Annotated in this window: 10 protein-coding genes; 3 read left to right on the plus strand and 7 right to left on the minus strand. The window is 48.7% G+C overall.

All coding sequences use genetic code 11. The features are described 5' to 3' along the window. Window positions 1-11: 11 nt before the first annotated feature. The 3 genes from B3A20_RS08135 (at window position 12) to B3A20_RS08145 (ending at window position 3,574) form a co-directional block, all read left to right on the plus strand. The gene (locus B3A20_RS08135) at window positions 12-953 is read left to right on the plus strand and encodes a tetraacyldisaccharide 4'-kinase (RefSeq protein ID WP_290763397.1); all 942 of its coding nucleotides are present in this window, start codon (window positions 12-14) and stop codon (window positions 951-953) included. Between the two features lie 81 nt (window positions 954-1,034). Beyond that, window positions 1,035-2,534, plus strand: a complete 1,500-nt coding sequence (locus tag B3A20_RS08140; protein WP_290763398.1) for a hypothetical protein — start codon at window positions 1,035-1,037, stop codon at window positions 2,532-2,534. A gap of 89 nt (window positions 2,535-2,623) precedes the next feature. Continuing rightward, entirely contained in the window at window positions 2,624-3,574 is a 951-nt protein-coding gene (locus tag B3A20_RS08145) for a hypothetical protein (RefSeq protein WP_290763399.1), read from the plus strand. A 6-nt stretch (window positions 3,575-3,580) separates the two neighbouring features. Here the strand turns inward: B3A20_RS08145 and B3A20_RS08150 are convergent, their stop codons facing one another. The 7 genes from B3A20_RS08150 to B3A20_RS08180 form a co-directional block, all read right to left on the minus strand. Then, window positions 3,581-4,057: a hypothetical protein gene (locus B3A20_RS08150; RefSeq protein WP_290763401.1), complete on the minus strand. Its 477-nt coding sequence runs from the start codon at window positions 4,055-4,057 to the stop codon at window positions 3,581-3,583. Window positions 4,058-4,078: 21 nt separating this feature from the next. Further along, entirely contained in the window at window positions 4,079-4,426 is a 348-nt protein-coding gene (locus B3A20_RS08155) for a hypothetical protein (protein WP_088661373.1), read from the minus strand. Between the two features lie 118 nt (window positions 4,427-4,544). Further along, window positions 4,545-6,395 carry an ABC-F family ATP-binding cassette domain-containing protein gene (locus B3A20_RS08160; RefSeq protein ID WP_290763403.1) on the minus strand — a complete coding sequence of 617 codons (1,851 nt, stop codon included), beginning with the start codon at window positions 6,393-6,395 and terminating at the stop codon, window positions 4,545-4,547. Window positions 6,396-6,508: 113 nt separating this feature from the next. Continuing rightward, window positions 6,509-7,303 carry a hypothetical protein gene (locus B3A20_RS08165; RefSeq protein WP_290763404.1) on the minus strand — a complete coding sequence of 265 codons (795 nt, stop codon included), beginning with the start codon at window positions 7,301-7,303 and terminating at the stop codon, window positions 6,509-6,511. 105 nt (window positions 7,304-7,408) lie between these two features. Continuing rightward, window positions 7,409-8,548, minus strand: a complete 1,140-nt coding sequence (locus tag B3A20_RS08170) for a hypothetical protein (RefSeq protein WP_290763405.1) — start codon at window positions 8,546-8,548, stop codon at window positions 7,409-7,411. Between the two features lie 342 nt (window positions 8,549-8,890). Next, window positions 8,891-13,168 (minus strand): fibro-slime domain-containing protein, encoded by a 4,278-nt coding sequence (locus B3A20_RS08175; protein ID WP_290763407.1) that lies wholly within the window; start codon window positions 13,166-13,168, stop codon window positions 8,891-8,893. Window positions 13,169-13,335: 167 nt separating this feature from the next. Beyond that, a complete protein-coding gene (locus tag B3A20_RS08180) occupies window positions 13,336-17,697 on the minus strand; it encodes a fibro-slime domain-containing protein (RefSeq protein WP_290763408.1) in 4,362 nt (1,453 codons plus the stop codon). Between the last annotated feature and the right edge of the window lie 707 nt (window positions 17,698-18,404).

An 18,404-nucleotide genomic window follows, 5' to 3' on the forward strand; every position in this document is an offset into this window, starting at 1 on the left:
CGGAGTCCGGCATGACAAGCATCAGCGCATTGGCAATGACTCTCTTAGCAAAACCTTTTCACCTTGTCGCTTCCGCATTCTACCGGCTTGCGTACAAGCTGCACCACAAGCTCTTTTTGCGACCGCAACCGCCTATCCAGGTTCCTGTCATCATCGTCGGGAGCTATTTGGCTGGCGGTGCCGGTAAGACGCCGTTTACCATCTGGTATGCCAAGCTTCTTCAAAGACTAGGCAAACGCATAGCCGTTCTTTGCCACAGCGTCGCATGGGATGAATTTATCATGATGCAGCGGGAATTTGGCAATGACAGATTGCATTCTGCCGAGCCATTTCAAATAAAAGTTTTCTCGACCAAAAACCGCTACAAGACTGCCAAGGAAATTCAGGACAAGTTCGATATCATCCTTTGCGATGACGGATTTGAAGACACGCGTTTCGCAGGCGTCCACTACATTTGCCTCGACTGGCACGAGCCCCCGACCTCTTGGAAAAGCCTTTTGCCGAGCGGTCCATTTCGCAGTCTCAAGCAAGACCACGACGAACGCAAAGTCATCCACATCGATTGCCTTGGCGCAAACGGCATTCCTCCCGACATCCGCTTCTATATCAAATCCATAACAAATTACATTCCCGGAGAGCCATTATCCGCCACAATTGTTTGCGGTCTCGGCACTCCATATCGTTTCATCGAAGACATCAACGCATTCACCAAAACGTCAGAAAATGCATCCAACATCCACATCAAAAAAATAATCATCCGTCCCGACCACGACAAGCATTTTACGCACATAGTCCAAAGCGAACTTTTCTGCGGTAACGACATTATTATTTCTCAAAAAGACGCCTGTCGCCTACCTCAGCAACTTCTTTGTTCTCCTAAAATTCATATTGCCATCCAGGAAACTAAAATTTCTGACAAAATTCTAGAGCTTTTATTAAACATTCCCTCCTAACATTACGTTCCTTGCAAATAATCGACAACCGTTCTCTCTTTTTTATTGTATTTTTAAAAAACAAGAACTAGGGAGAAAAATATGAATTTGCGCCAGCGCTTTGCCGAACTTCTTCAAATCATCACCAAGGACATTCCCGAAAGAGAATACTACGTGCAGTTGGGATTTCTCACTGCGCTGATTCAGGAACCATTCTACCTTTACGGTCGTCCCGGCTGCGGAAGCTCCCTTTTCATCCGCAGGATTTCGAGCGCATTCAAGGACGCAAGGATTTTAAAACTCGGAAAAAAGCAAAGACAGCTTCCAGACAACATCAATGACTTTAACCTGATTATCTTTGACAACTTCACGCCCGGCGACGAAGTCAGCAAAAACAACCTCCAGATTGTCATTCACGATCACGAAAAAAATTCCATCATCATCTCGGGCGACCAAAAGCCGGAATCCGCACTGAGCCGTTCCGAAGTAAGCGACCAGGTGACGCTCACTATTATGCTCCCCGATAGCATTTCTTCTGAGGCTCTTTGCAAGCTACTCCAGCTACACGGCACAGACAGTAACGTCACCGTACCGCCCGCACTCGCCATCAGCGCCGAAGAACAGGCACAGTGGATTCAGGCCATCAGCAAGGTAACACTTTCTCCAAATACGCTCGCTGTCATTGGCAAGGTCGCAGAGACTTGTGAAAAGAACTGCGTCTACGTGCCCATCCGCAGATGGCTAGCCCTCTCGAACATGATTAAGGCAATCGCATTTCTCAACGGACGCACCGAGACAAAACTCATCGACACGTTCTTCCTCGGCACATCCATCTGGGGCCGCAGCGCCTCGAACACCGCCATTTCCGAAAGTTACAAGCAAATTCTCAAAGCGCAGCTTTACAAGAACACGCCGAGTCTCCTCGACACGCCTTACGATGCAGGCGACTTGCTCATGCGCGTAAACCACCTCGTCCACAGTTCGAACAATCTTTACGAAACAAAACCATTCAACGGAGAAAAATGCCTCGCCTACCGCATTACCATCGCAGGCGAATCCGTCCCACTTTACGTCCCGCTCAAATACATCGAGACCGACACCAATTTCAATCCTTACAACGAGCTCCGTCAAATTGAAAAACGCGTTGTCTGCAATTACCACGGCACCTCAAACTGCACCATTTCCATCGATCCGCAAGTGCGCACTAGCGGGCTACGCAGCTCTGTAAACCACGCAAACGCCACATGCGCCAAGTTCGAAGAGTTCGGAACACTCAATACGTACATCTTGAGAGAAAACGCTCCCGAAATCATTGAAGAGAAAAAGGTCCTTCGCGACACGTTAAGCACCGAAATCAAGGAATCCATGGAACGCGAAACAGCGAACCTTGTCGCCCTCCGAAATACGTACAAGCTATTTAACGAATCGAAAGACGACTTGTTCTGTTTCAAGCAGATGTTCTGTGCAGTCCAGGACGACATCAAGAAACAATTTGACAACACGGCAAATATCATCAAGACTATCAAAAAAGCAAGCGACACAATCGCCACGTTACAGAACATCATGCTCAAGACTCCGAATCTGGTCGGGAAAACTCACTAGCTTCCACAAAACAAGCTGAAGTATCCCATTCACTTCACCTCGCCCGCCTCTGGCGGGCTTTCTTATTTTTAAAAAATTATATTAGCATCGTGAACTTAATCCTCCTTTGGGCGGGTATCGCCTTCATTTGGCTACTATGCATCTGCACGACTAAAAAAGGTCGTGCAGTTATACGCATTCTCTGGAGGAGCATCAAGGTAAAACTCGCCATCATCGCTTGTGCATTGAGCATTGCGGCCATCACAACCGCCTACGCCATACACCCCGAAGAGACCCCGCGAGAGACTATCGACGAAAAACTCGAATACCAGAAATACACCACGTCCGCGATTCAAAAGCTTTGCGACCAAGGCGAACTCATTATCGACATGAATTGCGACCTCGACAGCGCCGCTGCAGAACTCGCCTACATTCTCCCCACCATAATCAACAATTACAATCTCGTCGTCACGCGCCCCACCACGCCGATTCTTGAAAAAATCAAGGACACGCTCCAAATCAAGATGATCGGCTACAAGAAATTCAAGAACAGAGGCATTCGTCTCACAAAAGCGCTACAACGCGATCTCGGCATCCGCTACGATATCGAAATCATTTCCGAAGACACGGACCACACGCTGAAAATCACATACAACGGAAAGCGCTGGGACAGCGAACACCTTTGCAACTTGCCCGTGCTTGAAGCATGCCTCCGCGAACGCACGGACCCTGCTGTTCTCATGTCCATCATCCATCATACTTCCGGATTCCAGATGAACTACCAGGGCAAAAACAACACATCTGGGCTACTCGCACTCGATACAGGCAAGGGGCTAGAACAAATTGACATAGGCGCCCGCCGCCTCCACAAAGTCCTCGCAACATCGCCCACGCTCGCCGACGCCATCGCGCAATTTTATCCAGAAACAGAACACCGCAACAGATTCGAGAACTGGCGCAAGGACCCGCAAAAACATTACTGGGTGGGTCAAGTGCTCACCGACATTCAATACTACCGCAGCAACGGGATGACGCTCAAGCCACGCAAACGCGTGGAATAAGCACTTTTATTTTATCGGTTGATCCCAAGGATAATTCACAAGCGAAGAATCCTTTGGACCGACATTTAAAACAACTTCTTTAGGAAACGTTCCATAAACTCCCGAATGTTTCGATGGAGTTAAAGCAAAGTACGTAATTGTATATAACGGGAAAGTCGTCAGCACATCACCTAACACTTGCAAGCCCTGTCCCGAAGTAGAAGGCGGATTCCAGCCACTCAAAGCGCTTCCAGATGATGAAGTGTCTCCTTCTCGATATACATTCACACCGCCATAAATAACACCATTCCTACGGACTTGCAAATAGACATGGTCATCATTCGTCATAGTCTTCACAACGCAATTGTCGCTTGTCGCACAAGCCAATTTACCATCGCAGTAAATAGAATAATCGTCACGACCATCAGCAACACGCACAGCTATAGAAGCGCTCATGCACCCGACAAACAAAAGAGAAAGAATAAGCAACAAACAATATTTCACTTTACGCCCCACTGCATAAACTCACTTTATCTTGCGAGAAACGTAACTGACAATAGGAATAAAGTCGTTCGGCTCATAAGCGATGTGCCCGTAATTCCAAACGAGCTTTCTATCCTTATTTCTTTTTTCGATAATAACAGCCACACCGACTTCTTCTCTAATCAACTTAATTTGCAATAGATAATCGCAATCATCTTTTTTAGGAACAATGGCATAACCATCTATCGTTGCATATTCCTTGACCAGCGCAACAATTCTTTTGGCGTAATCGCTGTGGACACCATGCAACTGCACAGGCAAAATAAAGTATTCTGTCTTCGCCCACAAAGCAGATGCAAACAGCAATGTTATCGCAACAAATCGGAACATGTATCTAATATAACATTTATCCGCACAAACGCCTAACCCACGCACGTGTCATGCCCGACTTGATCGGGCATCTCCCTTCATAACTAATGACCATTGACTACTGACTAATAACCAACCACTAGTCTAACTTGTACTTGTCTTTCGCGGCTTCAAGTTCGGCACTTGCCTTTTCCCAGGCGGCGTAAAGTTCTTCGGTCAGCTTCTTGTTTTCGTCCATATCTTTTGCGATGGACGTAATCGCATTGCCGTCGCCAGATTCCGAAGCGGCCACAAGCTTTGCTTCAAGTTCGCCGCCGAGAGCTTCGGCCTTCGCGATTTCTGCTTCGAGGCGCGCGGTCTCTTTTTCGAGCGGCTTGATGACCTTGCTGCGTTCGGCAATGTAGTCTGCTCGCGCCCTGCGGTCTTCCTTGGTGCGCGGCGTCGAACTCACGGGCTTGTCGTCCGTGACGTCGATATTCGAGACCTTGATGTTTGCGGAGTTCGCGCCGCCCGGCTTCTTTTCAGAAGCCCAGCCAACCTTTTCAAGGAAGTCCGCGTAAGTGCCTTCGAAGATACGGCACTTACCACCGTCGAAGACGATGAGGCGCGTCGCAAAAGCGTGCAGCAGTTCTTCGTCATGCGTCACGACAAGCGCGGTGCCATCGTAATCTTCGAGCGCATCAATCAAGCTCTCGATGCTTTCCATGTCCAAGTGGTTCGTCGGTTCGTCAAGCAAAAGCATGTTGCTTTCGTTCGCCAAAATCTTGCCCAAAAGCACACGGCTGCGTTCACCACCCGAAAGCACCTTGACCTTCTTCATGGCAGTGTCGCCGCTGAACATCATCACACCCGCGAGGCTACGCGCACGGCTCTTCTGCGACACATCCGCAATCGCACTTGCAATTTCTTCTTCGACCGTATTTTCAAGATTCAGACGGTTGATATTCGTCTGTCCAAAGTAATTTATCTTGAGGTTCGGATTGTAATTGATTGTACCCTGGGTCGGTTCAAATTCTTTCGCAATCAAGTTCAAGAGCGTCGTTTTACCACGACCGTTCGGGCCGATAATCGCAATGCGGTCGCCCTTGAACACTTCCATTTCAAGGTCGCTAATCAGCTCCGGACCGTAACCGTTTTCGTTCTTGTACGCAAAATGGAGTCCATGGATTTGCAACATGCGCTTGCCCGGAAATTCCGCATTCTTGAAATTGAAATCCAGGTTGCGTTCGTGCGTGAGACGCTCGCCCGTCGCAAGCTTTGCCGCAGCCTTAATCTTTGACTGCACCATCGCAGCCTTTGCCGCCTTGTAACGGAAACGTTCAATGACACGCTCAAGCTGTTCCTTTTTGCGCTGCTCGTTTTCTTGCGTGCGCATTGCCACTTCTTCTTCTTCGGCAATCGTCTCGCGCAGCTTTTCGACCGAACCCTTGACCTTGCGCATCTTGTGGCGGTGAATCCCCACCGTGTGCGTACAGACCTCGTCCATAAAATGGTGGTCATGCGTAATCAAGAGCACTTCGCCCTTCCACGCGCGCAAAAAGCGGCTGAGCCAACGCATGGAAACAATGTCCAGATAGTTCGTCGGTTCATCGAGCAAAAGCATGTCCGGTTCCGACGCCAAGACCTTCGCCAAATTCAGACGGATCTGGAAACCGCCCGACAAAAGCATCGGGTCTTTCTGCATGCTCTCTTCGTCAAAGCCAAGACCAAAGAGAATCGCCTCGACCTTGTGTTCTTCGAGCCAGCCGTCCTCATTCACCTTGAGCACGCTGCACGCTTCTTCGTGAACCGTCGGGTGCGTGAACTTGATGTGCTGCTGCAAATAGCCAATCGTATAGCCCTTCGGGATGTCGATGTTACCGCCATCAAGACATTCCTGCCCGAGAATCATCTTGAAAAGGGTCGATTTGCCGCAACCGTTGCGACCTACAAGACCGACGCGTTCATGGTCGGCAACAAGCATGCTAGCGCCATCCAAAAGGACCTGCATGCCAAAAGACTTAGATACATTCTGAATTTGAATCACGAAACCAAAGATAGATTTTTAAAAGGGAGAACTTAGAACTTAGATCTTAGAACTTAGTCAATGTGAAGATAATTGCTTTATTTCAGCATTATCACTTTCTCTTGAATTTTTAAAATGGCGGGGAGCATCGGCGTTTGGATTATTCCCGAACGCACCCATCCTTGTTGCAAAACGCTACCATTCAAATCAAACAACGTATAAGCATCGTCACTTTTCACACCTTGCAAGTAAAACCTATTCTTGCCGATTTTCAAAGCTCGGACACCAATCGATTTGATTTTAACCAACGGCAAAAACATTCTTGACGAATCAACTAACGAACAACAATTTGCCATATCAGGTCCTATTAAATAGTAAGCGCCCTCTTCTTCATTATAATACACCAAATCAATATCTTCACAACCAGACACATTCTTCATTTTATCGATTTCTTGAAGTAGGAAAACTTCTAACGAATCACGATTATTTTGAATCACTCCATATTTTTGCAAACGCATAAGTTCAGCAAAAAGAACTTCGCTAAACAGAGCTGTTCCAGGCGTGCCTTCGGCTACAGCACCTGTAGAAACATCCTTACAAATCTGATTTTCCCTTCTCACCTTCAAATAGGCGGCTTCATTTATATCTAAAGAAAAAACAACTGAATAATCCAACGGCGAATTATATTCAATAACATCACCCATTGCAACGCATAAAGCACGATACCTAGATGTTTCAAACTTAGGTAACCCAGCATAAATAGAATCGCATATTTCATCGCCAATTTGCGACACATCGATTTTCAAAGACTTGAAAATTATTTCATTCGTCTTTGGGGATACAGCAAAAGAAATTTCCGCAAACACAGCAATGATAAGCAATAATTTATCCATTCAATCACTCCATTAGCATCCATTAAAAATATTCTCAATAACATATAATAAAAAAAAGCGACCCCCAAGCCAATGGGAGCCGCTCCTAAACTCAATAGAGCGAGATTACTTCCAGTCGAGAACTTCGCGGTTCCAGGAAACCGGAGAACCCGTCATGATCAATTTCTTATCAAAGCCGCTGCCATTGCTCATCTGCTTTGCAATAAAGCCAGACTTGTACATGGTAGCCTTCTTGCCGTCCTTGTTCTTGCCATCATAGACAATGTCAAATCCGACCCATCTGTAAAGAATAAAGCCGAAGAAGTTTCTGCGGTATTCCCAAGAGTCGCTCGTGATGATGAGCTTCTTCACCTTGTAGCCCTTCACGAGAGCCTTGAGTTCCTTTTCAATCTTCGGACCCTTCCAGGTCTGCTTCGGGAGATCAGCCATCTTGACCGGAGTCGGGCCACGCTTGATAGCTTCCTGAACTTCTTCGATCGGAGACTTGCCCACGATTTCCTTGAAGTCAGTCACTTCAACTTCGTAGAACTTTTCCGGGAAAGCAACGCCCTTGTAAACACCCTGATCGATATAGCCGTATCCTTCCGGCACATAGAAAAACTTGCCACCCTTCTTGTAAACGAAAGCCATCGCAAAAGCGTTCTTGTCGTTGTACTTCATGATGGAGCCAAAGCGGTAAGCGCGCACGAATTCGCTTTCACCCTGTTCCTTGTCGGACGGGCCAATCCAGCGGGACTTGAGATTTCTGATGTCGTTGTCCTTCGTGATCATGTAGACTTCAGCCGGCAATTCGCCTTCGAGCATCGTCTTAGTGGTATCGTCGATTTTCTTCGGATCCCAGTCATACACGAGAGCCTTCGGGGTATTCGGGGTCGGGCCATCGACAACGGGCTTGCCAAAGCACTTCACGCACTTTGCAACATGGTCCTTCCAGAAAACAACGTTGCTATCGGCGTCCCTGTAAAGCACGTCGTAGTTCAACACGTCCGGTTCGCGTTCTTCGGCAAGTTCATCCGTGTGGATAAACACCTTGATGATGCCCTTTTCCTTGTTGTCCTTCCAGTGATAGAAAATGCGTTCGAGGTAACGGTTCGAAATATCGGCGCCTACCGGGAGTTCGCTTCTAGCCATCGTCGGCTTGTCAGAAGCAGGGGCCAAAGCGGCATCGGCAGGGACGTCATCCTGAGCATTCGCCATAGAGAAGGCGAAAAGTCCTGCGGCAAGAGTCTTGAGAATCAGTTTCATTCCATTCAACCTTACGGGTTCCAAATGACAAACGACATTCCTGGCGAACCCGCATTTGCCAAGAATGTGAAATTTTTCGAACAATGTAAAAACAAACGAAACATTTGTCAATAAATTATCACAAAATTAATACAAAAAACTTTATTTTTTCAACAATCTTCAACATCTATCAACACCCTTTGTAAATAAAATTCAGGCATAAAGAAAACCCCGCGTGTAACCCGTTAAGTTTCAAAGAGTTACTTTCCGCGAGGCCTATTCTTAAACTGTTGATAAAATGTTTATATATATTTTTTTCTAAGTTCTAACAACTAAGTTCTGCCAACTGCGCCATAGGCGCATTTATTTCTTGCCGTGACGGCGAATGCCCAAAGTAAACGTTTCGTCGACACTCCCAGCCACATTACCATCCGAGAATATCTTGAACTTGAGCTTGGCGATATACACGCCCGTTCCGACCATGCGACCCTTATTGCTATGGCCATCCCACATCAAGAATACGTTACCCGGATTATCCACGCAGTCCGTCCCGAATATAGACTTGTCGTTACATGCCACGGTGCCACTCTTCTTGTTCACAAAGTGCCCAAGGCTCGAGAAGTATTCCACTTCCCACCTGATCTGCACCTTCGAGAGCAGAACTTCTCGCGGTTCGTCCGAATTCAGCAACAGCGACTTGCCCACTTCGCTCAAGTCAAATGTAATCAACTCGCCAGGATACCCCTTCTCGGTCACAACATCCTTGATTTTCTTGGTCACATCGACACGAACCGGAGCCACATCGTCCTTGTACGGCCACGTTTCCGGAGTCCAGTTGGCGGGGTCAATTCCCACAACGCCCGGCGATTCCACGCCAACACGCTGTTCGCCTTCAATACGACGCCAGGGATTGTTCACATGCGGCACGTTTCCATTCAAGTCCGGGAGCACACCCGGAATCAGGCGCACCATGAAACCAACTTCCGGCAAAATCGTAAAGTCCGTTTTCTTGAACATTACGTCATAATAGTTGCTCTTCCGGCTCGGAGAAACCGATATTGCCGAAATCAGCGACGGATCCACCAGCGCTCCGGACTTGTCCTTAAATTCAAGGAATGGTATTCCGTTAAGCACGTCCGCCTGGGCAGCCTCGCTAATATAGACCGTCAACTTGCTTACACCATCCGATATAGGCTTGATTATAGGCTTTTCCAGAAGAATGGCTCCCATGCGGTCTTCAATGGCAAGCCCATCCAAACTAAGCTGCGTCATCTGCCCCGTTTCCTTGTCCATGTACGTGTAATGGTACCTGAAGGACCCCTGATAAACGTCCTTGTTCCCCCCCGTAAATACCATGGGCTGCAAGCTATCCGCAAAGATAGTGAGGCTGTTATCCCGGTCAACCAACGCCATCACGTTCATCACAGAAGCCGTCGTGTGCCAGTCATCGCTTCCAAAAGTCCACGCAATCGTATCCGGAACCGTCTCGCCAAAAGGCTTGTTGAACACGATAGAAATACTGTCGAGCACGCCATCGCCATTGCGGTCAAATGCTTCGCCGCCATTAGCAAACGGCACCGGGGGCTCCTTGAAATGGATGTTTTTCCACGCAATGACATTCGCAACACCGCTTCCAGAAATTTCGAAGCTGGCATTCGTCACCGAAGAATCCCCCACCACGTAGAACTTCGCGACACCGGTGGAATCGGTTATCAGCTTATTCACGCGCTGCTTCTTTTCGTCGAGGAACGTCATCGGGTACGCCGTCTTCAAATCAAGCACCGCAAAACAGTCCTTGCAGAGATTTGCAATGTAGAACACGCCCACCTGCAAAGGAACCGTATCCGGGTAAGCCACGTGGGTCAAAAGCGTATCGTTCGCGGAGCCGTCAAACGGGAGACCGCGCAAGCTAATGCCGGTCGGGTCAAAAACCTTGACAGAATCCGTACCGCTAAATACATCGACAAAGGCAATGTCCGGGAGCGGGTACGCAGGCACCGTAAAGTAGACTTCGCTAGACTGCCCCGGATCGCTAGCCAAGGAGAACTGCAACATGTAGGAACCCGGCGCCAAAGAGCGGTTACGCACAATTGCCACCGTGTCAATCACGAAGCCCGCCATGTTCGCGTCGATATTGATTCCCGCAATCGTACCCGGCAAAAGCTCCATGCCCGTCGAAGGGATTCTATCGTCGTCGCCATACAGCACAAACGAAGACTGCGCAGGCATCGTGTCTATTTTCGAGGTGCTCGACACATCACAGCTGATAGATTCATCCATCAACAGCTGCAAAATCGTGTACTTGATAGTTCCATCCGTCGTCTTTTCTTCAACCGGATAATATGTCTTTTGCGTCTGCAAGTTGATAGACGTACGCATCTTGAAGTTCGAACCCGTTGCATTGCGTTCCGAGAAGAAGATGTGGAACGGGTACTCGCGGCCTTCAACAAGCTTTAAAGACGGATCATTCTGCCCAATCGTATCCAGGTTCACGCCGCCCTCGACAGGGCTATGGCAACCGCCGATATCAACGACAAGGCGATTATTGATAAACACCCAAACGTCATCGTCGCCACGGAATTCAAAGTACTGTCCCTTCACATAGCGGAACTGCGCCGAAACCTTCATCGCAAAGCTGTAGTTGTGGTGGCACCCCTGGATGTTCCAGTCAAATTTCGGGTTCAGCACGGTCTTTGCAGAGTCCAGATACTGCAAGTCGTCAATCGGATAAAAGCCCGGATTGATGGTGTCGTTACAGTCGCCTTCTTCGTTCGTAAAGTCCGCCTGCCAGAATCCTTCTTCATCAAGCGTAAGGCTAATGTCGCGGCAAACGCCATTCTTGTACTCATTGCCCAAAGCATCCTTCGCCACCACCTGCGGGATAAACCACTTCTCGATTTCATGGGCCGCAGAGCACTGCGACCACGGATAAACAAGGGAGTCCACTCGAGCAGGAGCCCCATTCACAAGCGTGTCCTGCACCATGCCCGGCACATGGCCACTACAAGTTTTAAGTTCCGCTAGCTCGCCATTTTGGTTCAAGCCCATAACGGTCGTATAGGCGTTACCGCCGTAAATGCCGCCAAAGTCCACGTCGATGCTGTCATCATGGGATTCACCCGCCCAGTCGAGAACAAGCGCCGAAATCTTGAGAGACGGGCAAATGCCGAGAATTCCCGGATAGCGGGTCGTATCGCTCGGCTCGTAACGCTGTTTCGGATTCGGGTAAACCCAGACCGTATCATGCAACGCCATGAGGGAATCCAGGGAAATCAGGGAATCGAGATTATCAAGTTCAGCAACAATGCCCTTGCCGCCATAACGTTCCATGCCAAAAGTCTGCTTAAAGTAAACGCGCCAGTCCGTTGCATGCTTGTAAACAGTACCGGTATACCAGCCGCAGGTGTCTGCAAGCGGGCCCATCTTGATGACATCGCCAGTCGATTCAATCACCATCGAAGGGGACTGATTTTCCCATGGGCTCTTGAGGCGGATTACCTTGGGCTCCGGCGGATAAAACACGAGGTCCAGCGTTTCCAGCGAAGTGGATGTGTACATCCAAGTCTCGTAAATGCCAGTCGGGAAAAGCTCGCCTGCACGCGGACGAGACGTTTCCGGGAAATATGGATGCTGCGGCCAGTCGTTCTTGCCACGCAGAATCTGTACAAAAGTTCCCTGGGCGTTCCACTGCGAAGACCCAACCACGGAATCCGCAAAATCAATGTGGCGCCAGTACTTGTATTCGCCTTCAGTGCTAAGCCCCGTCGGTTCGTTCAAGATGTTGTTGTCTATCTTGATAAAGAATGTGCTATCGCGGAAAGTCGTATTCGTACGCCACGGATGATAGATGTGCAGCCTGCGAGTCGGATCAAAGCATTCACCCGGCGTACCGATTTCAGCAGAAACCACAGGATTTTCGACTGTTCCGTCCACAAACAGCGTATCCTGAGACTGCATAATTCCCACAAAGTCCACAAAGGAATCCCTGTCGGCAGGCACCGTATACCACGGAGCCTTGTAGCGCATAAAGTACCCCGTCAAAAGCGGGTTTGCGGCAATCATCGAAGGCGTAAGCGCCCCATAGAACCAGCCGCACTTATCCTTATCGCCCTCGCTAAAGCGCATCAGCACGGAATCCGCACCGAAAACCATCTGAGGGAGCACCTTGTTGCCCCACGGGCTCTTGAACCAGACAATCTTCGAACCCGGCGCCATAAACGACTTTTTAAAGGACTTGTCTGTCACGTCCGTATAAAGCCAAATTTCCGTTTCCGTACCAAAGAATGCGGTAATTCTAGTCTTCCCGCCTTCCTTCCACGAGACGCAGTTGTTGTTATTGTAATTGTAGTCGTCCGTGTTGGGGCACGCCTTGAATTCAAAATCCTGCCAGTCCTGGAAATCGGCAACCGTCTTGCCTTCCCAGGTATAGGCATACCAGTCGTTGCCCTCGCTTTTCATCATCGTCTTGGACGCAGCACCAAATCCCGGATTGTAATCCGTGACGCCACCGACAATATGCGGTATTAAATCAGAAGAAGTCGCATCATCGCGGTAAGGAGACTGCAGATGAACAGTCAAGTCTGCCCATGCGGAAGCAGCCAAAAGCAATGGAGCGACAATACCCAAACAACAGTGTTTCATTCAACACCCTCTTAAATTGTCCCACACTTTTCATTTAAAATATATTCAAGGACAATAAATTCACAACAGAATAATGAAAAAAAATGCTTTTTCTGTAAAAAATCCCGGCGCTACGGCCGGGATAAAGTTTTGGGCGCCCTTTGCTACAGGGCAAATAAAGACTCAGGCTACCTGATTTTCTTTGTACCGGTCTCGTATTTCTCGTTTCGGCGGATACCGAACGTGAACGTTTCCTCGCCCTTGCCCATAACTTCCTTGTCCGAGAAAATCTTGAACTTGAATTTTGCGATGTACACGCCCGTACCGACCATACGGCCCTTGTCGCTCATGGCATCCCATTCAAAGAACATGTTGCCCGCATTCTGGATGCAGTCCGTACCGAAAATGGACTTATCGTTGCAGGCGAACTCGCCCTTGATCCAGTTCACGTACTGTCCGAGACTCGAGAAGAATTCAATATCCCAGCTCACCTTGACCTTGCTCAGGATTTCGTCCCTGCTGGCGTTATCGGCCCCCAGCAAAGTCGTCGTCGCATAATCATCCAGCTGGAACTTCACCAATACACCAGGCAGACCCTTCGATTCAATAATTTCCTTAAGGGTGAGGCCCGGGTCCACACGAACAGGAATCACATCGTTTGTATCGCCCGGCCACGGATTTTCCTCGTTGAACATGCCCGGATTTACAGTCACGACCTTCGGACGTTCCGTTTCAAGCGGCTGTTCACCTTCAATTCGTCTCCACGGGTTCAGCTCATGCGGAGTATTGCCATTCTTGTCCGGCAAGACTCCAGGGATAAGGCGAATCTTGAAGCCCACCTCCGGAGCAATCAGTTCCGGGGACTTCTTGAACAGCAAGTCATAATAGTCGCTTTCCGCATTAGGTCCAACACTGAGCAAAGCAAACTTCGACGGATCTACCAGATTATCGTTCTTGTCCTTCAGCTCAACGAAGAGATTATATCCGATGAGGGTCTTGTCGCAAGCCTCGGACAGCTTGATAGTCACCTTGATGGCGTTATCCGAGACAATCTTGAGCATCGGCTTTTCAAGAATGATAGCACCGATTCTGTCCTGAATCTTCGAGAACAGCGTTTCCGATTCCTGCGTCGAGCCAGACGCCTTGTCCAGGTAAATGTAGTGGTAGCGGAAATTACCTTCTACAATATTCTTCGCATCGCCTGTAAAGACAGTGTCAATCAACTTTTCAGCAGTTATGGCGACAGTCGAATCATCCTTGACAAAACCTTCAATATCGTCAAAGGTGGCGTACTCATGCCAATCCTTGCTGCCAAAATTCCAGGCAATCACGTCGAGGTCGTGCTCGGCAAGAGCGCCATATTCAAACGGAACAAAGATACTGTCTGCAATGCCATCACCATTGCGGTCATAAATGCCACCCGTCTTCGCAAGCGGCACTTCAGGATCCTTGAAGCTGATATTATCCCACTTGAGCGAGTTTTCGACACCGCTAATGCCTACAACACTGAACGAAGCCCCACTAATAGCGCCATCGCCCATCACGTAGAAACGGGCTCGGCCAGTTTCATCCGTAACAACAGTATTCTTCTGCTCATCGGCCTCGGTATAGAACACCAAGCGCGGATCGCTAGGCACCAAGTCCAGCACGACATTGCAGTCCGTGCAAATGCTTCCCATGTAAGTCACCATGACTTCAATGTACGACATATCTGGATAGCGCACGTGAGTCATCAGCGTGTCATTCAGGCCAGTGACAATCGTCTCGCCCTTCAAATTCTTGCCCTTCGGGTCGAACTCGACAGGAGCGCCACCGCCATTTCCATTAAACACATCGACAAAGGCGATTTTCGGCTTCGGATATTCAGGAACCGTAAATTCATAGACATCGTTCAAACGCATGTCGCTTTCAAGATAGAAGAACAAATAGTATGTACCCGGCTGCAAAGAGCGCTGCTTCACAATTTCATCGATATCGATAGCGAAGCTCGACTTGTCGTCGTTAATCAGGATACCGCCATAATTGAGACCGACCTTCAGTTCAGCCTCTCCGGAGAAATTGCCGCCGTCGAGATAGAAAACAGACGGAGCATCAGTCGTATCCACCGGAGCAGCAGCCTTCGGGTTGCAGCTAATCGCCTCAGCATCCATCTTCAGCCTAAGGACACCGGTAACCTTGCTCTTCTTCGAATCGTCGATGCTCGTAAGCAAGGTGTTCTGCCTCTGCAAGTTGATTGAGGTACGCATCTTGAAGTTCGAGCCCGTCGCATTGCGTTCGGCATAGAAAATGTGGAACGGATATTCGCGGCCTTCCTTCAACGCCAAGGACGGATCATTCTGCCCAATCGTATCGAGATTAACGGCGCCTTCAATCTTTTCATGCACACCGCCGATATCCACTACGAGCCTGTTATTGACATAAACCCACACGTCGTCGTCACCGCGGAATTCAAAATACTGACCCTTCACATACTTGAAGCTTGCGGAGACCGCCATGGTATAGCCATAGTTGTGCTTGCAAGTGTCATTCTTGCCGTTGGCCTCGCCAGCCCACTTGACCCATCCTTCGACATCCCAGTCAAATTTCGGGTTCGGTATCGTTTGTGCAGAATCGAGATACCTAAAGTCATCCAGCGGGAAAAATCCCGGGCTTACCGGGTCATTGCAGTCACCCGATTCATTCGTGTAGTCGGCATACCAGAACCCTTCGTTGTCAAGCTGGAGTTCAATGTCCTGGCAGCGGGAGTTCGTATATTCCTTGCCACCAACAGTAGCGACAACTTCCGGCACAAACCACTTGTCAATCTCGTGACCTGCAGCGCACTTGCTCCACGGGAAATCTGTAGAATCCACTCGTGCCGGGCGACCATTTACAAGCGTCTGCTTCACCATGCCCGTTACAGTTCCGGCCTGGCAAGAACTATCCTTCCCGACCTTAGTATAGGCATTACCGCCAAACACATGGCCAAAGTCAATATCAATACTGTCGTGATGGCTTTCGCCCGCCCAGTCCAAAAGCATCGCAGAAATCTTCATGCTCGGGCAATCCCCAAGACGGCCAAGAGGATACTTCGATGATACATCCGGACGGCTGTAGCTCTTATTCTTGTCAGAAGGGTAAACCCAAACTGTATCGAGCTTGCTCAAGACAGAATCCAAGTCCACAAGGACTTCCACCTCGCTACCTTCCCTTACAACCCCCTGCATCGAATACCTTTCAAGGCCAAAACTCTGCTTAAAATAGACCTTCCAGTCCGGAGCATGCTTGTAGTAAGTGCCTTCAAACCAACCGCAAGTATCCTTCGAAAAAGCAGACATCCTCACGACATCATTATTTGCGCTGATAACAAACGAAGTCGGCGTATTTTTCCAGGGTGAAAGCAGACGGACGACCTTGCGTTCAAGCGGGGCAAACGAAATATCAAAATCTTCCATCGTGGTGCTTGCAAAGAACCAAGCTTCATAAACACCTGGCGGGAACAAGTCGCTTGCAACCGGGCGATTCTTTTCACTGAAATAGTGAATCTTTATATTTTCATTGAAACTACGGGTCAACTGCACCTTGGCATCTGCAGATTTCCAAGCCACCCTAGAAACAAGGGAATCCGGGAAATTCATGGAAAGCCAGTACTTGTCACCCGTGTCAAATTCCAGCCCAGCCTGCGCAGGCCCGCCAATCAAAGTGTCCCCGTTCAGAATAGAATCACTCCACACACCGTCAATGCTCAAATAAACTGTGCTATCTCGATAGACGCTGTTCGTGCGCCACGGATTATACACATGCAGGGTACGGCTCTTGTCAAAGCATTCGCCAGTCGTCCCCATGCTAGTCCCCACCGAGGGGACCGGTAAAGTACCATCTACATAAACAGTATCCTTCTTCCTATCCAAAAAAGAAGCTAACTCGATAATTGACTTTTTATCTGCTGGAACAGTCAGCCAGGGAGCCTTAAAACGTGTGAATATAGCGGTCTTGAGAATATGCTTTTCAAGCATTGCCGGCGAAATAGCGGCATAGAACCAGCCACACTTTGCCTCGTCATCGGAAAAATGCATCAAAACAGTATCTTGTCCGAAAATCATTTGCGGAAGAGCCTTATTCCCCCATGGACTCTTGAACCACAGAATTTTGGACCCCGGAGCATCAAAAGTCCTCACATAGGTTTCCATGGCTGCATTCGTATAAATCCAGGCTTCGGAACTGCCCTCAAAAAAATCATGAACATTGAATTCCAGCCCATCAGCAAAATCAATGCAAGTGATGCTATTGGTCGTATTCTCAGGACAGCCCAAGATTGTGAAAGTATCCGAGGCCTTGAAGTCGGTCAAGGATTTTTTCCAGGTATACGAAAACCATTTATCGCCTTCCGACTTCATGACCGTAGAGGAAGTCGCGCCAACATCTGGCGCTGCACCGTTAAGAACAAGATGCGGAATTATTTCTGAAGTAGCAGCTGCGCCAAAAGGAGACTGCAAGTGAACAGTCAAGTCAGCAAAAGCCGAGGACGCAAACGCGCCCAAAACACAAAAAGCCAAATACAGGTGTTTCATATAACACTCACCTTATAGTTATTCCACACCCGTAAGTTTAAATTTACATCTTTTTTTTGTAAAAAAAATAAAAATATTAAAAAAAAAAGATTTCTTTTCGGCAAAAATTATGTATAGAAAATCTTATTTCAAAATATCGTGAGAAAAAGCCCCAAAAAAGGGCTAGTGCACACAAAGTAATCTCAGGCAACCGACATAATAGGTTTAGAACAAACTATGAGCATGGGAGATAGTTAGTAGTCTGTAGTCGATAGCTGATAGAACAAATATTAACAACTTCTCGGAAGGGAACGCTCGACCGTAACTGCCCGCCACAGGAGCAAGAGCATGTATGCATGCATACCAGAAACTGAGTGGGAACTCGCGCGGGGACGCACTAGCCCCAGGCCCCAATGGCTATGGGAATTCAGGCCGAAATGCGTATGCTGAGCGGGATGCGCAAGCAATGTATCCAGGACAAGGTAAAGAAGTTACTAGTTGTTAGTTAGTAGTAAGTGGTCATTGATCGCTAGACATTTGTCAAGCCCCGCTTGACGGGGCTTCCCCGTCTAGCATTGCAAAGGGGATTCCCGGTCGGTGCCGGGAATGACAGGCGCGGCGGTGCCGCGGGATTCGCGGGGGATATAAACGCGCGGCGGGCAAAGAAAAAGCCCCGCCCGACGTGCTGCGTCAGGCGGGGCGTGAATCCAGCGGCGACCTACTCTCCC

Source organism: Fibrobacter sp. UBA4297 (assembly GCF_002394865.1).
In the GTDB taxonomy this organism is placed as follows: Bacteria; Fibrobacterota; Fibrobacteria; order Fibrobacterales; family Fibrobacteraceae; genus Fibrobacter.